The organism is Knoellia koreensis (assembly GCF_013041615.1).
Lineage (GTDB): Bacteria > Actinomycetota > Actinomycetes > Actinomycetales > Dermatophilaceae > Pedococcus > Pedococcus koreensis.
This window is the reverse complement of sequence record NZ_JABEPQ010000002.1, coordinates 407,677-429,778: the sequence shown is the minus strand read 5'-3', so window position 1 is coordinate 429,778 and position 22,102 is coordinate 407,677. Positions and strand designations below refer to the sequence as shown.

Annotated in this window: 13 protein-coding genes; 7 read left to right on the top strand and 6 right to left on the bottom strand. The window is 71.1% G+C overall.

The features are described from left to right. Nucleotides 1–59: 59 nt before the first annotated feature. Nucleotides 60–1,223 carry an acyl-CoA dehydrogenase family protein gene (locus HJG52_RS10340; protein WP_171243514.1) on the top strand — a complete coding sequence of 388 codons (1,164 nt, stop codon included), beginning with the start codon at nt 60–62 and terminating at the stop codon, nt 1,221–1,223. A 98-nt stretch (nt 1,224–1,321) separates the two neighbouring features. Beyond that, the gene (locus tag HJG52_RS10335) at nt 1,322–3,298 is read left to right on the top strand and encodes a cell wall-binding repeat-containing protein (RefSeq protein WP_171243513.1); all 1,977 of its coding nucleotides are present in this window, start codon (nt 1,322–1,324) and stop codon (nt 3,296–3,298) included. 21 nt (nt 3,299–3,319) lie between these two features. On the opposite strand, the gene HJG52_RS10330 is transcribed toward HJG52_RS10335, so the two are convergent. Together HJG52_RS10330 and HJG52_RS10325 are read right to left on the bottom strand one after the other, a co-directional pair. After that, a complete protein-coding gene (locus HJG52_RS10330; protein WP_171243512.1) occupies nt 3,320–5,389 on the bottom strand; it encodes an SGNH hydrolase domain-containing protein in 2,070 nt (689 codons plus the stop codon). 2 nt (nt 5,390–5,391) lie between these two features. Next, the gene (locus tag HJG52_RS10325) at nt 5,392–6,687 is read right to left on the bottom strand and encodes an LCP family protein (protein WP_346767676.1); all 1,296 of its coding nucleotides are present in this window, start codon (nt 6,685–6,687) and stop codon (nt 5,392–5,394) included. 176 nt (nt 6,688–6,863) lie between these two features. Here HJG52_RS10325 and HJG52_RS10320 point away from each other — a divergent pair, with 176 nt between their 5' ends. After that, complete coding sequence (locus HJG52_RS10320; protein ID WP_171243511.1) at nt 6,864–8,414, top strand: LCP family glycopolymer transferase; 1,551 nt, start codon at nt 6,864–6,866, stop codon at nt 8,412–8,414. Continuing rightward, nucleotides 8,411–9,448, top strand: coding sequence for a glycosyltransferase family 2 protein (locus tag HJG52_RS10315; protein WP_171243510.1), 1,038 nt, complete (start codon nt 8,411–8,413; stop codon nt 9,446–9,448). The genes HJG52_RS10320 and HJG52_RS10315 overlap by 4 nt, the downstream gene beginning before the upstream one ends. Nucleotides 9,449–9,454: 6 nt before the next feature. Here the strand turns inward: HJG52_RS10315 and HJG52_RS10310 are convergent, their stop codons facing one another. Further along, nucleotides 9,455–11,467: a DUF6541 family protein gene (locus tag HJG52_RS10310; protein ID WP_171243509.1), complete on the bottom strand. Its 2,013-nt coding sequence runs from the start codon at nt 11,465–11,467 to the stop codon at nt 9,455–9,457. A 107-nt stretch (nt 11,468–11,574) separates the two neighbouring features. Between HJG52_RS10310 and HJG52_RS10305 the strand changes: the two genes are divergently transcribed. Both HJG52_RS10305 and HJG52_RS10300 read left to right on the top strand, forming a co-directional pair. Beyond that, complete coding sequence (locus HJG52_RS10305) at nt 11,575–14,235, top strand: glycosyltransferase (protein ID WP_171243508.1); 2,661 nt, start codon at nt 11,575–11,577, stop codon at nt 14,233–14,235. Next, nucleotides 14,232–15,104 carry a TylF/MycF/NovP-related O-methyltransferase gene (locus tag HJG52_RS10300; protein ID WP_171243507.1) on the top strand — a complete coding sequence of 291 codons (873 nt, stop codon included), beginning with the start codon at nt 14,232–14,234 and terminating at the stop codon, nt 15,102–15,104. The genes HJG52_RS10305 and HJG52_RS10300 overlap by 4 nt, the downstream gene beginning before the upstream one ends. On the opposite strand, the gene HJG52_RS10295 is transcribed toward HJG52_RS10300, so the two are convergent. Then, a complete protein-coding gene (locus HJG52_RS10295) occupies nt 15,094–16,734 on the bottom strand; it encodes a hypothetical protein (RefSeq protein WP_171243506.1) in 1,641 nt (546 codons plus the stop codon). The two genes, HJG52_RS10300 and HJG52_RS10295, sit on opposite strands and share 11 nt — an antisense overlap. 139 nt (nt 16,735–16,873) lie before the next feature. On the opposite strand from HJG52_RS10295, the gene HJG52_RS10290 reads away from it, so the two are divergent. Continuing rightward, a complete protein-coding gene (locus HJG52_RS10290) occupies nt 16,874–18,091 on the top strand; it encodes an acyltransferase family protein (RefSeq protein WP_171243505.1) in 1,218 nt (405 codons plus the stop codon). 9 nt (nt 18,092–18,100) lie between these two features. On the opposite strand, the gene HJG52_RS10285 is transcribed toward HJG52_RS10290, so the two are convergent. Next, a complete protein-coding gene (locus tag HJG52_RS10285; RefSeq protein ID WP_171243504.1) occupies nt 18,101–19,228 on the bottom strand; it encodes a glycosyltransferase in 1,128 nt (375 codons plus the stop codon). Then, complete coding sequence (locus tag HJG52_RS21605) at nt 19,225–22,038, bottom strand: CDP-glycerol glycerophosphotransferase family protein (RefSeq protein WP_171243503.1); 2,814 nt, start codon at nt 22,036–22,038, stop codon at nt 19,225–19,227. The genes HJG52_RS10285 and HJG52_RS21605 overlap by 4 nt, the downstream gene beginning before the upstream one ends. Nucleotides 22,039–22,102 lie beyond the last annotated feature (64 nt).

Below are 22,102 nucleotides of genomic sequence, written 5' to 3'. Positions count from 1 at the left end.
GGGTGAGGTCGGACACGGGCGGCGACCACGCGGCATACCTGCGAGTAACCTGAACCCTCGTGAGCGGCAACCCTGACTTCCCCCTGTTCCAGGTCTCCGAGGACCACGAGGCGCTGCGTGAGGCGGTGCGTGCGGTCGCGCAGGACAAGATCGCGCCGTATGCCGCGGCCGTCGACGAGGAGGCGCGCTACCCGCAGGAGGCGCACGACGCCCTCGTGGCGAGCGACTTCTTCGCCCCGCACATCGCCGAGGAGTACGGCGGCGTGGGCGCGGACGCGCTCGCGACGTGCATCGTCATCGAGGAGGTCGCCCGTGCCGACGCCTCGGCGTCCCTGATCCCGGCGGTCAACAAGCTCGGCACGATGCCGCTGATCCTCGCCGCGAACGACGACGTGAAGAAGCGCTACCTCACCCCGGTCGCCGCGGGCGAGTCGACGTTCTCCTACGGCCTGTCCGAGCGCGAGGCCGGCTCCGACACCGCCGCGATGAAGACGCGCGCCAAGCAGGACGGCGACGGCTGGGTCCTGAACGGCCAGAAGTCGTGGATCACCAACGCCGGCGTCTCCGACTACTACACGGTGCTCGCGGTGACCGACCCCGAGGGCAAGCGCGGCAACAACGTCACCGCGTTCGTCGTCGAGAAGTCCGACGCGGGCTTCACCTTCGGGGAGAAGGAGCGCAAGCTCGGCATCAAGGGCAGCCCCACCCGCGAGCTGCACTTCGACAACACCCCGATCCCCGGCGACCGCGTCGTCGGCGAGGTCGGCGCCGGGCTCAAGATCGCGCTCGCGACGCTCGACCACACCCGCGTCACCATCGGCGCGCAGGCCGTCGGCATCGCCCAGGGCGCGCTCGACCACGCGGTCGCCTACGTCAAGGAGCGCAAGCAGTTCGGCAAGCACATCGCCGAGTTCCAGGGCGTGCAGTTCATGCTCGCGGACATGGCGATGAAGCTCGAGGCCGCCCGCCAGATGGTGTATGCCGCGGCCGCCAAGTCCGAGCGTGGCGACGCCGACCTGCCGTTCTTCGGCGCGGCTGCCAAGTGCTACGCCAGCGACGTGGCGATGGAGATCACGACCGATGCGGTGCAGCTCCTCGGCGGTGCCGGGTACGTGCGCGACTTCCCGCTGGAGCGGATGATGCGCGACGCGAAGATCACCCAGATCTACGAGGGCACCAACCAGATCCAGCGCCTCGTGATGGCCCGCCAGCTGCTCAAGTGAGGCGGGGTCCGCGGCACCGGATCGCCCGACTCGTCCGAATGGTCCGGTTTGACGTGGCAACCCCCCGCCGGCACGACCCCTCCGTTACGGTCAGGTCCATGCCGAGCTGGCCCTGGGGGCGGACCGCCGTGTCGCTGGCTGCCATTGGCGTCGTCCTGGTGGGCGTCATGCAGGCCAGCCCGGCCCACGCCGACAACCGCAACCGTGAGCCGTCGCGGCTCGCAGCCGCCGCCATCCGCGGTGGTCTCGTCGCGACCAGCTCCAGCCCCGTCATCAAGGCCTCCGTGCTCGGCGGGGCGGCCGTCGTGCCGGACCCGGTGCTGCGCCGGGCCCAGGACGTGGCCGGGCAGGGCGCGCGGTTGGCGGGTTCGGACCGCTACGCGACGGCCGTCGCCGTCTCCCGGGTGGTGGCACCCGCTCGGAGCAGCGAGGTGGTCCTCGCCTCGGGCGCCGACTTCCCGGACGCGTTGTCCGCGGCACCCCTTGCCAGCCGTCTGCGTGGCCCGCTGCTGTTGTCCGGCCGCGACCGGCTCCCCGCCTCCGTCGCGACCGAGCTCCGGCGGCTCGTGCCGTCGCGGATCACCGTCATCGGTGGCGCCGGTGCGCTGTCGGACAAGGTGGTCGCGGATGCGCGGGCCGCAGCCGGCGGGAGCCGGGTCGCGGTGCGCCGCCTGGCCGGACCGAACCGGTACGCCACCTCGGCGCAGGTGGCGGCCCAGTTCCCGGCACGGACCCCCGGCACGGTCCTCGTCTCGGGCGTGACCTTCCCCGACGGAGTCGCCGCCGGACCAGTGGCGGCGTCGCTGCGCGGTCCTGTCCTGCTGACGGGTCCGACCAGCCTGCCCGACCCCGTGCGCGCCCAGCTGCCCAGGCTCGCCCCGGGGAAGGTGGTCATCGCCGGTGGCCTCGGTGCCGTGAGCGCCGGGGTCGAGCGCACGGTCGCGAGCCTCACCCGCACCGTGCCGGTGCGGGCAGCGGGCGCGAACCGCTACGCCACCTCCTCCGCACTCGCGGCCCTCATCACGGGCACCACGGCCTCCAGCGGGGTCGTCGTGGCGACCGGCACGGCATACCCGGACGCCCTCGTCGGCGGCGTCGCCGCGGCCGCGGCGCGTGGACCCGTCCTGCTCACCGGAGGCCAGCGCGGAGCGCTGTCCTCACTGTCGGCCGACATCGCGCGGGCCCGGCTGGTGGGCCCGTGGCTCCAGCTCTCGCTGGACCTGCTGCGCCGCCAGCAGGACCTGCCGGCCGGTGCCTACACGGCCCACGACGCGGCATACCAGGCGGCCACCCTCGGCACCCTGTATGGCTGGCAGGAGCCGGAGGTCCAGGCCCAGCTCACCCGGATGCGGTCGGTGCGCAAGCCCGACGGGACCTACGGCATGGAGCGGGCGTGGGACGCCTTCGGCGACGGCTCGGTGAACCCCGCCTCGACCGGGTACCTCGTCACCATGACCGACCACGTCGGGATCGGGATGTTGGCGGGGCTGCGGGCCGGTGCGGTCCAGGCCGACGAGGTGGGCAGCCTGGTCGACCTCGTCCTGGCCTGGCCACGGGTGACGGGCGACGAGGACTGCCTGGCCTACTCCAACGCGCCGAGCGACCGACGCACGTGCGTCTACAACGTCAACTCGGCCGCCGCCTGGTTCCTGCAGTCCGCCTGGGACGCAGGGGTGCGCCGGCCCGGTCAGCAGGAGCTGGCCCAGCGGCTGTACCAGCACGACCTCAAGGTCTACTTCGACGGCTGGTGGCCCTACAGCGCCCTGACACCGACGCGTCGCCAGGACTGGAACCACAACGCGGCCAGCATCGACTTCCAGTTCCAGCTCGACGTGGTCGCCGGGCAGCGCTCGCTCGACCTCGTCATGCCCGGCGGCTGGGTGCACCCCGACCCGCAGGCGCGGACCGCGAGCGACGTCATGGGCTACCTGCGCCTGCTGCCGTACGCCTGTGGGTACCGGGGCGGTGTGCAGGAGCCGGTGCGCCAGCTGTCGGCGGCCCAGCGCAACGCGAGCGAGGCGGGCCAGCTGGCGCTGTGGAGCACCCGGACGACGGCGTCCTGCGGCCAGCGGTAGGCGGGAACCGGCGCGAGCCGGTCAGCGGAGCTGGGCGCTGATCGCGTCCCCGAGCGGGTCGGCGAGGGTCCTGGCGAACTGGACCGTGAGGTGGTGCGCGTCGCGGTACATCAGGACGCCGTCCTGCTCGACCGGGCACCGGGAGGTCGGGCACAGCTGCGCGGTGAGGTCGACGAAGCGGACCCGAGCCGGGTCGGCGGCCTTCTCGGCCCGTGCCAGACCGGCGTCGAGCCCGGTGCTCGCCACCTTGTCGAAGGCGCACTTCGCCGCGACTCCCTGGTTGCGCGAGACACAGCTCGGGACGACGCCGGCCGGTCGTGGGGTGTCACGGATGACGATGATCCGCGGGGCCGTCTCCTTGAGCCGGGCGAAGGTCCGGGTGGCCGCGCCCTGCCAGGCGTCGACCGCCTCCGTGCGGGAGAGCCGTTGGCCGCTGTCGTCGAGGACGAGGTCGCGGTAGTCCATCCACCGGCCGATGAGCACGGCGTCCACCCGCATCCCGGCGAGGCGTTGGAGCATGGACTCGCGCCAGGTGGCGCACGAGGCGTACTCGCTCTTGGTGGAGGCCAGCCAGACCGGCACGTCGACGACGGCGCACGAGCTCTTCGCGAACAGGTAGACCGTCCAACCGCGCTCGGCTGCGAGCCGCTCCAGGGCAGGCATCCAGTGCTGGGAGTGGGAGTCGCCGATCAGCGCAATGCGACGCGCGCCCTCCTTGGGGCCGATGCGGCACACGTCGGCAGCGGGCACCGAGGTGGTCGTGAAGTCGTTGTAGCAGGCCTTGAGGTTGGTCAGCGTCGTCGCCGGCTGCTCGCTCGCCGCCGCGGCCACCCGGTCCTGGGTCCGGGAGTGGCTGGGCACGGCGAGCGCGGTCGACGAGACGAGAGCCACCGTCGCCAGCGCCCCTCCGAGGACGAACGTCCGCTCACGCGAGCGTAGCAACAGCTTGGCCCGGCGCAACGGCTGCTCCACGGCGTAGTGGCTCGCCACCGCCAGGAGGAACGACAGGGCGACCAGTGCGGTCGTGGCGAGGAACCCGACGCGGGGCGGGCCGCCGACCTGCTCCGGGGTGCCCCACCTGGCGTTGGCGAGCACCAGCACGGGCCAGTGCCAGAGGTACCACGCGTAGGAGACCCGGCCGACGAACCCGAGCACCGGGCCGGACAGCGCGCCGGAGACCCCGTGGTCGGGGGCGCGCGCCCCGGCAACCACGAGCAGGGCGGTTCCGAGGACGGGCACCGTGGCCGCCAGACCCGGGAAGGGTGTGGCCTCGTTCATGCCCACCGCGGCCCCCACGACGAGCAGCAGGCCCGTGGTGCCACACAGTCGAGCCGCCCGACGGGTGACCCGCCGGAGGGCGGGTCGGCCCAATGCGAGGGCGGCGCCGACCGCGAGCTCCCAGGCGCGGGTGTGCAACCCGAAGTAGGCGTAGGTGCTACCGCTGGCCGTCTGCTGCCAGGAGAGGAACAGCGAGAACCCACCGATGACGCCGAGCACCAGCACGAGCCGCCGGACGACGACGGGCCACGCCCGCGTCGCGAGGCCACCCCGACCGGCCACGAGCAGCAGGGCCAGCGGCCACAGCAGGTAGAACTGCTCCTCGACGCTGAGCGACCAGTAGTGCAGCACCGGGCTCTGGTCCGTGGCCGCCATGTACTGGGTGGACTGCGCGGCGAAGACCCAGTTCGCGACCGACCCCATGGCGGCCACGAGCTGGACGACCAGGCCGCCGCGGTCGATGGGAGGCAGCAGCAGGAACGACCCCAGCGCCGTCGCCGTGACGACCAGCGCGGCCAGGGGCAGCAGCCGCCGCACCCGGCGGGCGTAGAAGTCCTTGAGCGAGATCCGGCCGCTGCGGGCGAGCTCGTCGAGCAGCAGCCCGGTGATGAGGAACCCCGACAGCACGAAGAACACGTCGACCCCGACGAATCCGCCCCGCAGGAACGGCATCCCGGCGTGGTACGCCACGACGAGACCCACCGCCACCGCCCGCATGCCCTCGATGTCGCGGCGGAACAGGAACCGCCGCTCCTGCCGGGTCCGAGGACCTGTGGTCCGGACCCGGGTCGGTGCAGCGACGGTGCTCGTCACACTCAGCCCCCGCTGGGCTTCCCGTCGGTGCCGGCGGGTGGGGCCTCGAGCGGCTGGTCCTCGCGCAGCATGGTGAACAACGCCTTGGCCCGCGGGGTGTCCCACTTCACCGACGAGCCGGCGTTGGTCTGGTAGTTCTCGCTGGAGATCGGGACGACGAGGCTGAGCCCGTCGCCGTTGGAGACCGACCGCATCGCCAGCAGCACCCGGCTCGCGTCGCGCATGGACGTGTCCTCGCCGACGATGACGCCGCGGGCCGCGGCGTGGGTGAAGCCCCAGTATCGCGTCGGCACCAGCACCGTGGACGGTGTCGCGGCCTTCTTCATGATGGCGGCGAGGAACTGGCGCTGGCGTTCGGCGCGGCCGATGTCGCCACGCGGGTCGGAGTAGCGGGCGCGCACGAAGCCGAGGGCGTTCCTGCCGTCGAGGGTCTGGCAGCCCTTCTGCAGGTTGATGCCGGCCTTCTTGTCGTTCATGTGGAACGGCACGCAGATGTTCACGCCGCCGAGGCTGTCGACGACGGAGGCGAAACCGGCGAACCCGATCTCGACGTAGCCGTCGACCCGCAGGTCGGTGACCTCCTCGACGGTCTGCACGAGGAGCTTGGGGCCGCCGAGGGAGAACGCGGCGTTGATCTTGTTGCTGCCGTGTCCGGGGATGGGCACGTAGGAGTCGCGGGGGATCGAGATGAGCGCCGGCTTGCCGCCACCGCTCGGCACGTGGACGAGGATGATCGAGTCCGTGCGCCGGCCCGCTGCCTTGCCCGTGGCGTACTCCTTGCGCTGCGCGGCGGTCAGGCCCTCGCGGCTGTCCGAACCCACGAGCAGGTAGGTGTAGCCCTTGGTGTCGGCCGGTCGCTGGCCGGGGGGAGCGGTGTCGACCTTGGTGACCGAGTTCCACGCGTGGATCGGGGTGAAGACCAGGAAGGCGAGCCACGCGACGAGGAGCAGGACGACCAGGCGGACCACGGGGAACCGGCGCCTGCGTCGCGGCGGCTCCTCGTCCCACTCGTCGTCACGGGAGGTGTCGGGCGGCGGCGGTGGAGCTGCGCTCCGGCGAGGGCGAGGTGCGGGGCGGTCGGACTGCTGCACCGGCATGGCACGGGTGGCCGAGCGCGGGGCCGGAGCGGGGCGCTTGCGCGCGGCCGCACCACCGACCGCTTGGCGGCGTCGACCGCGGACGTCGACCGTGTAGACGTCGTCGCCGTCGTCACCGCCGGCCCGGTCGGGGTCGCCGGCGGCTGACCCGCCGGTCGGGATCGCGCGGGCGTCATCGGAGTGATGAGGTCGTGGTGCCACGACCTCAGTGTCCGGTGCCGCGGCACCGCGAGGCAAAACGCCACGTCGGTCGGCGTGGCACGCAAATCACGCGGCATACGTGGACGAAAGGGTTTCTTCCGGGCGCGCTCGGGCGACACTCGCACAATCACACGCGTCACATGTTTCACACTGGTCCTGCCCAATACTGGTCCACCATGAGTCCCCGACCCGCTGCGCCGCCGGCACCCGCCGAGCCCGGCGTCTACCTCTCCTCGGGCACGCGCGGGATCGGGGACACCGACTCGATGGGTCCGCGGCAACGCCGCCGGAGGGCCTTCACCCTGGTCGTCATGACCCTCCTCGTGCCGGGCAGCGCGCAGCTCGTCGCGGGCCACCGTCGCCTCGGTCGCGTGGCAATTCGCCTGTGGCTCACCGCGATTGCGTTGACCGTCGCGCTCGGACTGGTCTTTCTCGTGAGCCGCTCCACGGCCATCGGCGTGATGGGTCGGGGCTGGGTGCTGGCCGGGCTGCAGTGGCTCCTGTTCGGCTTCGCCCTCTTCTGGGCGGTGCTCTTCGTCGACGCGTGGCGACTCGGCCGGCCGGCCGACCTCTTCGTCAAGACCCGGCGCTGGCTGACGGTGATGACCGCCGGCCTGCTCGTGGTCACCTCGGGCGGCCTCGTGTATGCCGGGAACAGCGTGGGTGCCGGACGTGACGCCCTGGGGGCGCTCTTCACCGGCACCACCGCGGCCGACGCGGTCGACGGCCGCTACAACATCCTGTTGCTGGGCGCGGACACCGGCAAGGACCGGGTCGGCACCCGACCCGACAGTATCCAGCTCGTCAGCGTCGACGCGAAGACCGGCCGGGCGGTGACGTTCGGGTTCTCCCGGGACACCGAGAACATCAACTTCCGCCCCGGCTCCACCATGGCGCGGCTGATGCCGCAGGGCTGGAACTGCGGTGACCAGTGCCTGCTCAACGGCCTCTACACGTGGGCGCAGGACCACGCCTCGCAGTTCCCCGCCGGGACCCGCAACCCGGGCGTCCTCGCGACCCGGGAGGCCGTGGAGGCGTTGAGCGGGTTGCCGATCCAGTACTACGTCATGGTCGACCTCAAGGGCTTCCGCAAGATGGTGGACGCGGTCGGCGGGCTGGACGTCAACGTCAAGTACCGCACCCCGATCGGGGGCGGCACGTCACCGATCGTCGGCTGGATCGAGCCGGGGGAGCAGCACCTCGACGGCTACCACGCGCTCTGGTACGCGCGCTCGCGCCAGGGGTCCACGAACTACGAACGCATGGCGCGGCAGCGCTGCGTCATCACCGCGATGGCGAACCAGCTGGACCCGCAGACCGTCCTGCTGCGCTTCCAGGACATCGCCGCCGCGAGCTCGGGCCTCATCGAGACCGACCTGCCCCAGTCCGAGCTCGGTCGGTTCGCCGACCTGGCCCTGAAGACTCGGAGCCAGAAGATCAGCGGCGTCAACTTCGTCCCGCCGCTGATCAAGCCGTGGGACTACGACCCGGGCGTGATCACCAGGACGGTCGAGTCCACCATCGCCAAGTCGGAGAAGTCCTCCGCGAAGTCGTCGAAGTCGACGGTGGCCAAGACCCCGGCGACATCCAAGTCGACCACGGCCAAGGCGGCGAAGCCCAAGGCCAAGCCGACCCCACAGCCTGGGACTGCCGTGCAGGACCCGGCCAAGGCTGCGGGGAATGCGGCGGAGAGCGATCTCTCCTCCGTATGCTCGGCAGCCACATGAGCAGCGAGCACACCCACTCCGAGGACCCGGCTGACCTTCCGCTGACACGGGAAGGGGCACCGGCCGTCGGCGTCGTCATGCCGATCCTCAACGAGGAGCGTCACCTCGAGGAGGCCGTCGGTGCCGTCCTCGGCCAGGACTACGACGGCCCGATCCAGCTCGTCCTCGCGCTCGGCCCGAGCCGCGACCGCACCGACGAGATCGCAGCCCGACTCGTTGCCGCGGACGCGCGGGTACGCACGGTTCCCAACCCGTCGGGGCGCACCCCGGAGGCACTCAACGCCGCGATCGCCGCGCTCGGCCCCGTTGGCGTCGTCGTGAGGGTCGACGGCCACGGCGTGCTGGACCCCGGCTACGTGCGCACGGCGGTCGAGGTGCTCGACCACACCGGGGCCGCCAACGTGGGCGGCCTCATGGACGCCGAGGGCGTCACGTCCTTCGAGCGGGCCGTTGCGGCGGCCATGACCTCGCGGCTCGGCGTCGGTGCGTCCCGGTTCCACACCGGAGGCGACCCGGGCGCCGCTGACACGGTGTACCTCGGGGTGTTCCGCAGCGAGTGGCTGCGGCGGCTCGGCGGCTATGACCCGCGGTTCGTGCGGGCCCAGGACTGGGAGCTCAACCACCGCATCCGCGAGGCGGGTGGCCTGATCTGGTTCGACCCCCGGCTGCGGGTCGCCTACCGACCCCGCCCGTCCCTGGCCGCCCTCGCCCGCCAGTACCGCGACTACGGGCGCTGGCGGCGGGTCGTCGCGCGCACCCACCGCGGCACCATCAACCTGCGCTACCTGGCCCCACCCGCAGCCCTGCTCGGTTTCGCCGCCGGGGTCGTCGGGGGCTTCCTGTGGTGGCCCCTCTGGCTGGCGCCCGCGGCATACCTCGTCCTCGTGACGGCCGGGGGACTCACCGTCCGCGACCCACGGCTGCGCCTCATCGACCGGCTCTGGATGCCGGTCGTGCTGCCCACGATGCACTTCTCGTGGGGGTGGGGCTTCCTCACCAGCCGGGTGCGCCTCGGCGAGGCCGGGACCGGCTGAGCGGACTCAGCCGCCCGCGCAGCTCGTGAGCTGGTAGAGCCGGTACGGGGGCGCCTCGGCCACCAACCGGAACGCGGAGGACGACGGCACCTTGTCGATCCCGGCATACAGGGCAACGCGTTTCGCGCCAGCCCAGGCGAACGGCTGCCCGCCGACGATCGCGTACTCGACGCGCTGGCGGCGGGCGGCCGCGCACACCTCGGGTGAGGTGCCGGCCTGGTTGAGCTTGGCCGCGAGGAGCTTGCGGTCGCCCGCGAACAGCGCCTTCTCCGTGGGTGGCATGACTGGCTTGCCGCTCACGACGTACAGGTAGGTGCCGCCGTTCCAGGCGTTCGCGGCGGTCACCGCCCCGTCGGGGATGTGACCGCTCAGCTCGCGCAGCGACCGCAGCTCCTGGTCGCTCGCCCAGCTGTGGGCGGTGTTGGGGTGGTAGTAGGGCTGGAGGAACGCGCGGTGCGGGTAGACGTAGGCGCGGGTGACGACGAGGAAGACGAGCAGCACCAGTCCCGTGGCGACGACGCGCGGCCACGGACCGGCGCGCCGCACCAGTCTGGCGAGCAGGGCACCCACTGCCACGAAACCGGCCGTCGCGGTGAGCACCGCCGGCAGCGAACCGGCCACGGCCAGCCGGATCGCGTTGTTGTACCAGGGCCAGGTGAAGTCACGGGTCCACCGCTCGTCGACCGCCACGTTGAGCAGGTACAGGGCGCCAAAAGCCAGGCAGCTGAGCGGGATCCACGCACAGGCCCGGTGCCGCCAGAGCAGGCTCAGCGCGCCGATCACGACCACGACGGTGAGCAGCTGCAGCTGGGGCGCGTGCCGCGGGCCGAAGTAGACGGTGTCGAGCACCGCCCCGCGCAGTGCCTTCTCCGGGCCGGGCGCACCCGTGGCGAACATGCCCGCGGGACGGACGACGACGGTGGCGTATGCCGCGAGCGCGGCCAGGACGACCAGGGCACCGATGGCGCCGAGCCCCCGCAGGGGCCTACGCCGCTCGTCCCACGCGAACCGCAGGACCCGCGTGGCGACGATGAACGCCACGAGGACGAGGAAGGTCACGAGCGCGTTCGGGTGCGCGAGCGTCAGGCCTGGAACCGTCACCAGCGTGACCACGACGCCGGCCCACGGCCGCATGGCGGGAGCGCGGTGTGGCACGAGCCTCGCCCCGGCCGCCAGGGCCGCGGCAAGCACGCCCGGCAGCAGCGACTGGCCGAAGAGGTTCGGCCACAGCACGCCGAAACCCATGACGGTGTAAGGGAATGCGGTGAAGAGAACACTGGCGACGGCGCTCGCGGCGACCACCTCGGCGCGTCGTCCGAACAGGGCGCAGGCGAGCACGATCACGCCCGCCGGCCACACCAGGGCGGACATCGCCAGGACCGCGCTCTGCGTGGCCACCACGACGTTCGCGCCGGTGAGCAGGCTCGTCGTCGCCGTGACCACGTGGAAGTCGGCGGGGTAGACGTTGGTCCGGCCCGCTTCCATGACCCGGTAGGAGTGCAGCACCGACACGTCGCGGTTGTCGCTCATCCACCGGGCCTCGGCGAGGTGGAAGATCGTGTCCGGGTGCTGGGGGAAGTGGTCGGGCGTCCCGGCGACGGCAGTGATCACCAGCACCACGGACGCGAGCGCGAAGGCGAGCCCACCGACCCAGGCCAGCACCATCAGCCACGGCGCGGCCGGCCGAGACTGCACGTCGACGCTGGAGTCGCCATCCCGGACGGGCGTCGCGCGGGAGCGCCCGGCCCGCACCACGGCATACCCGACGACGGCTGCGAGCAGCCACGTGACGGCCACGGTGACGACGACCGGCAGTGCGCCCCAAGCGATTCCGGCACGGGCGGCGACGACGCCGCCCGCGACGAGAACACTGGTGCTGAGTGCCGGAGCGACGCCGACCGACGCGCCCCACGGCACGCGCAGGAGACGGGCCGTCACCACTCCCGGGACGAAGAGCAGGAGCGTTGCCGCGAGGACCACGGGCGCGGCCTCGAGCCACGACGTGGTACCGGGAGTCACGTCCGGCACAGTACCGTCAGGCGAGCCGAGTCAGGTGGACCGCCCCGCGCGCCGTAGCATCAGGGGCGTCCCCGGTCGCCCCTCACAGATGGGATCCACACTCCAGCATGGGTTCGGTCGCCTCCCGCCTCAAGCGCCTCCGCCGGGCGGTCCGCCCCAAACGCATCGTGCGGACCGGTCGCAAGGTCGTCAAGACGGTGCCGGTGGAGTGGCGCGCCCGGGTCCGGATGCTGCCGGTGCAGCGCGACCTCGTGGTCTACGAGTCGTTCGCGGGCAACGGCATGCTGTGCAACCCCGAGGCGATCTTCCGCGAGCTGCTGGCCGACCCGCAGCTCCAGCACCTGCGCCACGTCTGGGTGCTGTCGGACCCGAAGGCGTTCCCCGAGACGGTGGCGGAGTTCGCCGGCGACTCGCGGGTGAAGTTCGTCCAGCGCCGGTCGATGGCGTACTGGAAGGCGCTGGCGACCGCGGGGTACCTGTTCAACAACGCGACGTTCCCCGCGGAGTTCGGCAAGCGGGAGGGGCAGGTCTACGTCAACACGTGGCACGGGACACCCCTGAAGGCCATGGGGTACGACGAGCCGTCGGGTGCGATCGAGTCGCGCAACGTCATCCGCAACTTCATGATGGCCGACTACCTGCTGTCGACGAGCCCGTTCATGTCGGAGCGGATGTACGAGCAGGCCTACCGGCTCACGAACATCGCGCCCGGTCGCCTCGTGGAGGTCGGCTACCCGCGCACCGACCGGCAGCAGCTCGATGCGGCCGGCCGAGCCGGCGTGCGAAAGCGGTTGCGGGACAACGGCGTCCAGCTCGGTGATGACGACAAGGTCGTGCTCTATGCGCCCACCTGGAAGGGCTCGTCGTTCCACACCCCGGTCGACGACGCGGCGCTGTTGGGGGAGCGGGTCAGGGAGCTGACCGCCGAGCTGCCGCCAGGCCACCGCGTGCTGCTCAAGGTGCACCAGCAGGTCTTCGAGCATGCCCGACGCCGCCCCGACCTCGCGCCGCTGCTCGTGCCGAACCACATCGCCACCAACGAGGTGCTCGGCCTCACCGACGTGCTCGTGACCGACTACTCCAGCATCTTCTTCGACTTCCTCTCGACGGGCCGCCCGGTCGTCTTCCTCACGCCCGACTTCGACGAGTACGACGGCAGCCGCGGCACCTACCTCGAGCCGGACGAGCTGCCGGGGCCACGCGTCGTCACGACCGCGCAGGCCGCCGCCGTGAGCGCCGCGGTCGGCACCGGTGAGGGCGACGACCCCGTGGTCACGCATGGCGATCGGTATGCCGCGGCCCGCGACCGGTTCGCGCCAAGGGACGACGGCGGGGCGGCCCGCCGGGTCGTCGACGTGGTCTTCCACGGCCGGTCCGAGGACGGTGTGCGTGCCGTCTCCCACGACGACCGCAAGACGATCCTGTTCTACCTCGGTGGCATGAAGTCGAACGGCATCACGGCGTCAGCGCTCAACGTGCTGCGCCACATCGACCACAACCGGTTCGACGTGTCGGTGCTCTACAACCACCGCACCGATCCCGACCGCAGGTCCAACGCCGAGTCCATCGACCCACGGGCCAGGGTCTTCGCGCGGGTGGGCGGCTTCGCACCGAGCAAGGCGCAGCGACGCCGGCGCCGCGCCCTCGCCACGCAGGGCATGACGATGCGGCCGCAGGACCTGGCGATCATGGAAGGGCTGATGCGCGAGGAGTGGGCACGTTCGCTCGGGGCGGCCCGGTTCGACCACATCATCGACTGGAGCGGCTACTCCTCGTTCTGGGCGTTCATGCTGTCGCTGGCTCCCGGTGCGTCACGATCGATCTGGTTGCACAACGACCTGCGCGCGGACCAGATGCGCGAGGTCGACGGCCGCCGCCCGCACTTCGACAACCTGGGCTCGACGTTCTCCACCTACCAGCGCTACGACCACCTCGTGTCGGTGTCCCGGGCGCTCCGGGACGTCAACGCCGAGCGACTCGGCGAGTTCGCACCCGCGGAGAAGTTCGTCGCGGCGCGCAACACCATCGACCACGAGCGGGTCCTGCGCAAGGCGTTCGGCGCACCGGGCGCCCCGGAGGCGCTTGATGCCGCGTGGCCGGGGGAGCACCGGATCGTCGTGCCGGACAACGATGTTCGCGCGGTCACCGAGGCGCTCGTCGAGGAGCACGACCTGGCCGCGCACGCCGAGGAGGTGCAGCGCCGAGTTGCCCTCGCCGTCGTCCCCGAGGACCCGGACGTGACGACGTTCGTCGCGGTGGGTCGGCTGTCCCCCGAGAAGAACCACGAACGCCTCGTCAAGGCATTCGCCCGGGTGCACCACGACCACCCGCAGACGCGGCTCGTCATCATCGGCGGCGGTCCGCTCGAGGACAAGCTGAACGCCCTGGTGCGCCGCCTCGGCCTGGACGACGCGGTCGTCATCGCGGGGGCACAACCGAACCCGTGGGCGATCATGAGCCATTGCAACGTCTTCGTCCTGTCCAGTGACTACGAGGGGCAGCCCATGGTGATCCTCGAAGCAAGGACGTTGGGGCTGCCGGTCGTGTCGACGGCATTCGCCTCCGTGGCGTCGGCGCTCGCCCCCGGTGAGGGCCTCGTCGTCGACCGCAACGTCAAGGCGCTCGCTGCCGGCATGGAGGCGGCGGTGGCCGGCGACGTCCCGGCTCCGCCGTTCGTCGCCGAGGCCTACAACGCCGAGGTGATGGACGAGTTCTACCGTGCCATCGGTGCCGACGCCGCCGACTCACCTGCTACGGTCCCGGGATGACTTGGCGAAACAAGGTCAACGGCGGCCTGTCCCGGTTCACGGGGTACGAGCTCCGCAAGGCCCGCACCAGCCGGGATTCGGCTCCGCGCGGACCGGTCGCGAAGCCTGCCAGTGCTCCGGCTGCGAAGACACCCGCGGCGCCCGCGGCGCCCGTCAAGAAGGCGACGCCCCCTGCCGCTCCCAAGCAGCTGGAGCTGCCCCGCGACTACGACGACGCGGCACAGGCGACGATTCGCGAGGTCAAGCCGTGGACGATGACGTCCCCGGAGAAGCTGAACGCCCTGATCCTGTCGGTGCGGCACGTGGTCAAGCACGGGCTGCCCGGTGACGTGGTCGAGTGCGGCGTGTGGCGCGGCGGAAGCATGCAGGCCGCAGCCCGGACCTTGATGGAGGAGGGCGACACCAGCCGCAACCTCTACCTCTTCGACACCTACGAGGGCATGTCGGCGCCGACCGAGAAGGACCGGCGCGGACACGATGGCGCGTCCGCTGCCGAGCTCCTCGAAACGAGTTCGCGCGAGTCCGGGGTGTGGGCTGTCGCCACGCTGGACGACGTGCAGAACGGCATGGCCCGCATCGGTTACCCCGAGGACAAGGTGCACTACGTCCAGGGGATGGTGGAGCAGACGATCCCGGAGCAGGCCCCCGAGCAGATCTCGATCCTGCGCCTCGACACGGACTGGTACGAGTCGACCAAGCATGAGCTCGACCACCTGTACCCCCGGCTGGTCAGTGGAGGGGTTCTGCTCCTCGACGACTATGGCTGGTGGGAGGGCGCCAAGACGGCTGTCGACGAGTGGCTCGAGGAGACGGGCGAGCGGTTGCTCCTGCTGCGCATGGCCGAGGGCCGGGTCGCCGTCAAGCCCTGACAGTGCTGACGGCCTTGGCTGCCTCGAGGCTCGGCGTCGCCGTCCTCGCGGAACCACGCAGTGGGTTGACGCAGGCGGCCAGGGCGACCACGACGGGCACGTAGGCGAACAGGTACCTTGAGCCGCCCTGGAAGACGAGGGTGAACAGGCCGATGCCCAGCACCGTCGCCGCGACGACCAAGAGCTCCCGGCGGTAGGCGGCGCGCAGGAGTCCTGCCCCCGCCCAGAGCACGAGCGCAAGCCAGGCCCCGGTGGTCAGGGCGGAACGCAGCGGGTAGTGCTCACCGCGGGCGTGCTGCCAGGACTGGACCTTCAGGGCAGTCGGGTCGTGCTCGTGGAGCCGCTCAGGTTGCCAGTCGAAGGCTCCCCAGGCGAAGAACATCCCGTCGCCCCAGTTGAAGGCCAGCTTGCGCAGCTCGAACGTGAGGACCCCGCCGGGCCCCATCTGGTCCAGCTGGCGCCGCAACCGGTCCCGCGACCACTCATGGAGCCGTTCGCCGGACAGGTTGATCGACTCCTTCACCATCTGCGGGCTGTAGGCGCCGTAGTAGGGGCGTGGGGCGGAGCCGTACGTCGTGGTGAGGCCGTTCGCCAGCCACCACGCGACGGGTGGCGTGCGGTCGGTCTGCAGGCTCGCACGGTCCACGCCGGACACCGTTCCGGCGATTGCCAACGCACCCTGCACGGTGAGGCCGAAGGCGGCCACGGCGCACAACAACGCCACCGCCACGCGTCGTCGCCCGGGCGCGGAGCCCGCGACCAGGACGACGAGCAGCACGAGGGCCAAGGCGATGGCCGTCGTGGCAGGGGTGGACTTGATGACGAACCCGAGACCTGCGCACACCAAGGCAAGGACGACCCAGGCCAGCCGGAACCGAGACCGTCGGCCGGCCGCCAGGACACCCAGCGTCACCGCCCCCCCGACGAACGGCATCGCCGGGATGTCCGTGTAGGGCACGGCCATCCAGGGCGAACAGCCCACAAGGAGGAACACGATCGCCTGGGCCACGAAGGCCGCTGCCGTCCCCCGGACACGCCGCACCAGCACGAACGTGCTGAAGAGGACGAGCGCAAGGCACACGCCGTTGAGACGCAGGTACGTGTCGTACATCTGGGCGTCCGTGGGGCCTCCGACCGCCCGCGCCGTGTTCATGATCGCGATGAGGGGCAGGTTGTTCGGGTACCGCGAGAGGTAGTCGTGCGCGTACGCGGAGAAGAGGTCCTGGGTGAACAGCTCTCGGGAGAACCTCGTGGCCACACCCGCGTCCCAGCCATAGGTGAACCTGAGCGGCAGGGACATCAGGTGGCCGGCGACGCCCCCGGCCAGGGCCAGACCGGCGGCGAGCACCGTGGCCCCGTGCGGGGTGTTCCACGGCCGGCCGCCCCGCTGGCTCGGGAGTCGGGTCGGACGCCTCCGCCACCGCGCGGCCAGCAGGTTGCCGGCGACCGCAACGAGCAGGGAAGCCGCCAGGCCCACCAGGACGAGGGCCCGGTTGTACGCGATGTTCGGGTCGGCCGGTTTGACCAGGACGAGCGCGACGACGAGGACGAGCACAGCGCCCGTCAGCCGCAGCACCGCCGTCCCGACCCAGCGTTCCGGCTGGGCAACGGGCTGGTCCTTGGCGTCCACGGGGAAAGTGTGACATCCCGGGATGGACCGGTCCGGCAGGTGCTCGGACAGCGCGTGGCAACGCGTTAGCATCAAGCCTCAACGCGGAGTGCGACGCAGGCACCTGCAGATTTCGAGTCACGACGGGAGCCGCTCACCCATGCAGGATCGGGCCCCAGGGAATGCGCCAGCGCTGCCACCGAGGACCCGCCTGGACTCGCTGACCGGCCTTCGCTACTTCGGCGCGCTCGCCGTGTTCGTGACGCACTTCGTCGGCTCGGGTGCCAGCGGCTACGGACGCATTCCGCTCATCTATCCCCAGAGCACGTATGGCACCCACGGAGTGACGTTCTTCTTCGTGCTGTCGGGCTTCGTGCTCACCTGGATGTGGAAGCCCGGCGGCAGCGTCGCCACCTTCTACTGGCGTCGCGTCGCCAGGATCATGCCGCTGCACCTGGCGACCAGCATCGTGGCGCTGTGGGTGTTCTACGAGCCGGTCAGCCGGCAGGTGTTCGAGTGGGGTCCCTACCTGCTCAGCCTCGTCCTGCTCCAGGCCTGGGTCCCGCACCTCACCCCGATGTTCCCCGGCAACACCGTGTCGTGGACCTTGTCGTGCGAGGCGTTCTTCTACCTGTGCTACCCGGTCCTCATCGCGGTCCTGGCCAGGCGTTCGCGTCGGCAGCTCCTCGTGGCGACGATCGCGATCGTGCTGGCGGCGTTCGCCTGGCGGACGTATGCCGGCCTCAACCTCACCGACTACATGCAGTCGTGGTCGCTGCGCACCCCGGTCTTCCGCATCTGGGAGTTCACGCTGGGCATCATCCTGGCGCTCGCGGTGCGCCGCGGCCTCGTGGTCCGCGGGGGCGTGGCGCTGGTGGCGGTCGTGCTCGCAGCCTGGATCCTCGTCTACTTCAACGTCCGTCCGCTGCTGCCCGGCGGGGTGGCCGACCTCATCGTCTACCTCGACCAGGTGGTGGGGCCGTTGCTGTTCGCGTGGTTGATCGGTGCGGCGGCCAGGAACGACGTGCGTGGCCGGGTGTCCTGGCTGGCGAGCAAGCCCATGGTCCTGCTCGGTGCCTGGTCCTTCGCGTTCTACCTGGTGCACTACTTCCCACTCCGGCTGTCCACCATGGCGTTCGGGCCGCGGAAGGCCAGTGATGCCAACATCTTCGACCTGCTCGGCATGGCCCTCGTGGCGACGGCGCTCGCGGCTGTCTTCTACTACGCCATCGAGCGTCCGGCGGAGCGTCGGTTGCGCAACCTGTTCAACCGGCGAGGGAGCGGCGACGCCGATGGGCGCACGGAACGCGGCACTGAGGACCGGTCCGAGTCCCAGGTCGAGCGGGCTGCGGAAGAGGCCGAGCACCAGCTGCGGTGACCGCCCGGGTCAGCGCTGGACGCGCGCGATCAGGTCCTCCCAGCGGTCCATGACGTGCTCACGGTCGTAGCGCCTTGCCGAGACGTGGCCGGCTGCTCCCATTCGGGCCGTCAGCTCCTCGTCGGCCATCAGGGTGCGTAGCGCCGACGCCAGGCCGGGGATGTGGTTCTGCGGGACGACGAAGCCGTCGACGCCGTCGGTGATGATCTCGGACACCCCGGGCGCGCAGTCGTACGCGACGGCCGGCACGCCACAGGCGAGCGACTCGGCGAGCACCATGGGCAGGCCCTCGAACTGGGACGAGAGCACCGACAGCCGCGACGACCGCAGCACTCCCTCGACGTCGTTGGTGGGACCCATCAGCCGGGCACTGTCGGAGATCCCCAGGTCGTCGATGAGGGCGGCCAGCTCCGCGCGCATCGGCCCGTCGCCGTAGAGCTCGAAGGACCAGTCTGGGAAGTCCGGAGCGACCCGTGCCCACGCCCGCAACGCATGGTCGAGCTGCTTGACCGCGTCGTACCGGGACAACGCGACGAGCCGCTTGCTGCGCGGGATGTCCTCCGCCGCCTGGGCCTTGAGCCACAACGGGTTCGGCATCGCGCCGGCGTTGTTGAAGTTGTGCCGGGTGAAGTTGTCGGCGTCGGCCTGGGTGAGCAGGAGGAACTTGTCGATGCGTCGGTAGGTGCGGGACAGGCGATCGAAGTCGGTGTTGGACCGAGCCCCCTGGTAGGACCAGTGGTACTGACCGATGATCCGCGTCCCCGAGTCCAGGAGGTCGTCCAGGCCGAGCTCGACGAGGTGCTCCATCGAGTAGACCTGCATGCAGATCACGACGCCGTCGCGGTAGTCCGCCAGCGTGGTCCGCAGGTTGTCGAGGGCTTCTCGGCGCATGGCCCTGCGCACGACCGCGGGGTGGGGACGCTCGCCCTCCGGGCGTTCGGTGCGGTCGGACATGAACCCCGTGGTGTAGCCGGTCATCGTCATCTGCGCCGAGGGGCCGGACGTCGGGCGGATGCCCCGCAGGGCCACGTCGTAGCCGCGCCCGGACAGGCCTGCCGCGAGGCCGTGGGCGACGCGTTCCACACCGCCGAGACCGTCGATGTGGTTGGCGAGGATGAGCACCGGGGGTCTGGTCATGGTGCACCCGCCTCTCCGAGCAGTGCGCGGACCGCTCGCTCGGATGCGGAGCCGTCCTCGTCGCCGCAGTACCGCTCGAGGAAGTGCTGGTACTTCGCGGCATACTCCGCACGGTCCGTCTGCGCGGACGCGACGGCGGCCACGAGCTCCCGGGTGGTGGTGACGAAGGGGCCGGGACCGACCTCGAGGAGGTCGAAGTAGGTGCCCCTCGTGGCGAGGTACTCGCCGTAGTCATAGGTGTAGAAGACGATCGGCTTGCGCAGGAGGGCGTAGTCGAACATCACCGAGGAGTAGTCCGTCACGAGCACGTCCGCTGCGTGGTAGAGGATGTTGACGTCCTCGACGCTCGCGGTGTCCAGCGTGCGGTGCCGGACCGAGGCCGGCACGCGGATCCGGTTCAGGTAGTGGGGCCGCAACAGCAGGTAGGTGTTGTCGTCCATGCCCTCGAGGAAGGCCTCCACGTCGAAGGGCACCTCGACCGCCAGCCGCTTCGAGCGGTTGTCCTGACGGAAGGTCGGCGCGTAGAGCACCACCCGGGCGTCCTGCGGCAGGTCCAGCAGCCGCCGGGCCTCCTGCTGGGTCATGGACCCGTCGACCAGGGCGTCGTTGCGGGGCGTGCCGTACCGCACCAGCCCGCCGGCATACCGGTAGGCGGGGACGAACGTCTCCTCGAAGTAGCGGTTGGGGACGCACAGCTCGTCCCAGGCGCCCACCCCACGGTCCGGCTGCGGTGGGGGTGGGGGCGCGCCCGGTTCGTCGTGACCCATCTTCTTCAGCGGGATGCCGTGCCACGTCTGCAGGTACCGCTGCTCGGGCCGCTTGCGGATGTAGGAGGGGAAGGTCTGGTTGTCGACCCAGTAGGCCGCGCGCGCCAGGACCCTGCGGTATGCCGCGCTGCCGCGCTCCACGACCTCGACGTCCGGGTGCGGTGGTTCATGGTCGGGTGGCAGCACCCACACCGCCTTCATCTGCGGGTGCAGTCGGCGCATGGCCTCGTAGACGTACTTGGGGCTGTCGCCGTAGATGGTTCCGAGGTTGGCCTCGAAGACCACGAGCCGTCGGTCGAGGGGCAGCTGGCGCCAGCCCTGGTAGAGGCGGCGCTGGGCCTTCGCGGTGTCGGCGTCGCGCCAGTGCTTCGTCACCTGCTCCTCGAGGGCGGGCTGGTAGCGCTTGGTGATGCGGTTGGTGACCCTGCGTCGCAGGCCGGGGGCCATGGTCACGGTGATCTCGGTGTTGCCCAGGTTTCCCGGGCCGAGGGTGCCACTCAGCCCGGCGCCGCGGTGCAGGGCGAGGGGGAGTGGCAGCTGCGCGGCTTCGGTGCCGGGGTGCCAGATCAGTGGGGTGCTGGACTCGTGTCCCGAGATCCGGGTGGCGACGTGCAGCGTCCAGCTGGCGTCAGCCGTGAGCCGGGCCAAATGGCGACCGGCGTGGAGCCGGGCCGTCCACGTGACCCAGTCGTCCGCGCGCTGGTCCACGGCGACGGGCACCTCGACCCGGTCGTCGGACTCGGCGCGGCGGGCGGAAAGGGTCAGGGACCAGCCGTCGGCCGCCGCGAGCTTGCCCAGGGCGTCATAGGTGCGCCCGGACAGCACCAGGTCGCTCCCGACCGCGCGGGCCTGCACGACCTCGTGCAGCAGGTGGTAGGTGCCGATCGGTGCCCGCACGATGGGGTCGCGGCCGGCGACGAGCAGGACGTTCTCGGGGGCGTCGAGGTCGTGGGCCGGGTCGGGGCCGGGCACACGGTCGGTGTTCGACAGGTAGGTCGTCCCGTCGTGGTCGCTCACCCGCGAGGCGAGGATGTTGCGCCGGTCGAGCAGCATCAGCTGGCGCAGCCCCTCGAGGTCGTGGCGCAGGGCCATGCCGAAGGCCGCGCGCAGCGCGAGCGGGAGCGCGGCATACCGGTCCATGGGTATGCCGCGCAGGTAGGGCTCCGCCTCGGCCAGCACCTCGGCCGTGACCGTGCCGTCGCCGTCGATCACGTCGGCGAGGTAGAGGCGCATGTCGTTCTGGAGGAACTTGAGGTCCTTGGCCCGCTGGAGCTCCGGGGTGCCGTGCTCGGCGAGGTAGGCATCGAGCCGGCGGTGCACGGCGAGCCGGTGGTGGAAGTTCGTGATCTCGCCCCGCTGCTGGGTGATCGAGCGCCGGGCCCGGACCGGGAAGATGCGCCACACGTAGACGTTCTCCGGGATGATCGCGATCCGCGACGCCGAGTTGTAGGCCTTGAGGCTGAAGACCTGGTCCTCGTAGTGGACGTCCTCGGGGAAGTGCAGGTCGTGGCGCTCGAGGAACTCGCGGCGGAAGAGCTTGTTGACGGACAGGACGTCCTCGATCAGCTCGGGCGCCTCGGCGAGGCCGGCGACGACGCGGCGCTCCTCGAACAGGTGCGGGTACCACTTGGTCTGCCGACCGGTGTCCATGTACTGCCGCCGCACCAAGCCCATCGAGAAGTCGGCGTCGTTGTCCTCCAACGCCTCGAGGAGGTTCTTGCACGCGTGCCGCTCGAGCCGGTCGTCGCTGTCGAGGAACATGATGGTGCGACCCGTGGAGACCTCGGTGCCGACGTTGCGCGGACGGCCGCAGCCGCCGGAGTTCTCCGGCAGCCGGACGTAGCGCACCCGCGGGTCCTCGGCCTGGAGCTCGGCCGCGACCTCGGGCGTGTTGTCGGTGGAGTGGTCGTCGGCGATGACGACCTCGACCGAGCGAAGGGTCTGGCGCAGGACCGACCGCACCGCGGTCGGGAGGCGACGCGCGTCGTTGTAGACGATGACGACCACGCTGACATCCGGTCGGGCTGCCCCGGGGTCGACCACGCGTGATGCTCCTTCTCCGTTACGACTGATCGGTCAGGATATAGCCTGTGCGGTCGCAGGACTC

What these genes read in the sequence shown, in the direction of transcription:
- HJG52_RS10290 (WP_171243505.1), top strand. Translation starts at nt 16,874, where the DNA reads ATGCAGGATCGGGCCCCAGGGAATGCGCCAGCGCTGCCACCGAGGACC.
- HJG52_RS10285 (WP_171243504.1), bottom strand. Translation starts at nt 19,228, where the DNA reads ATGACCAGACCCCCGGTGCTCATCCTCGCCAACCACATCGACGGTCTC.
- HJG52_RS10315 (WP_171243510.1), top strand. Translation starts at nt 8,411, where the DNA reads ATGAGCAGCGAGCACACCCACTCCGAGGACCCGGCTGACCTTCCGCTG.
- HJG52_RS10320 (WP_171243511.1), top strand. Translation starts at nt 6,864, where the DNA reads ATGAGTCCCCGACCCGCTGCGCCGCCGGCACCCGCCGAGCCCGGCGTC.
- HJG52_RS10305 (WP_171243508.1), top strand. Translation starts at nt 11,575, where the DNA reads ATGGGTTCGGTCGCCTCCCGCCTCAAGCGCCTCCGCCGGGCGGTCCGC.
- HJG52_RS10300 (WP_171243507.1), top strand. Translation starts at nt 14,232, where the DNA reads ATGACTTGGCGAAACAAGGTCAACGGCGGCCTGTCCCGGTTCACGGGG.
- HJG52_RS10335 (WP_171243513.1), top strand. Translation starts at nt 1,322, where the DNA reads ATGCCGAGCTGGCCCTGGGGGCGGACCGCCGTGTCGCTGGCTGCCATT.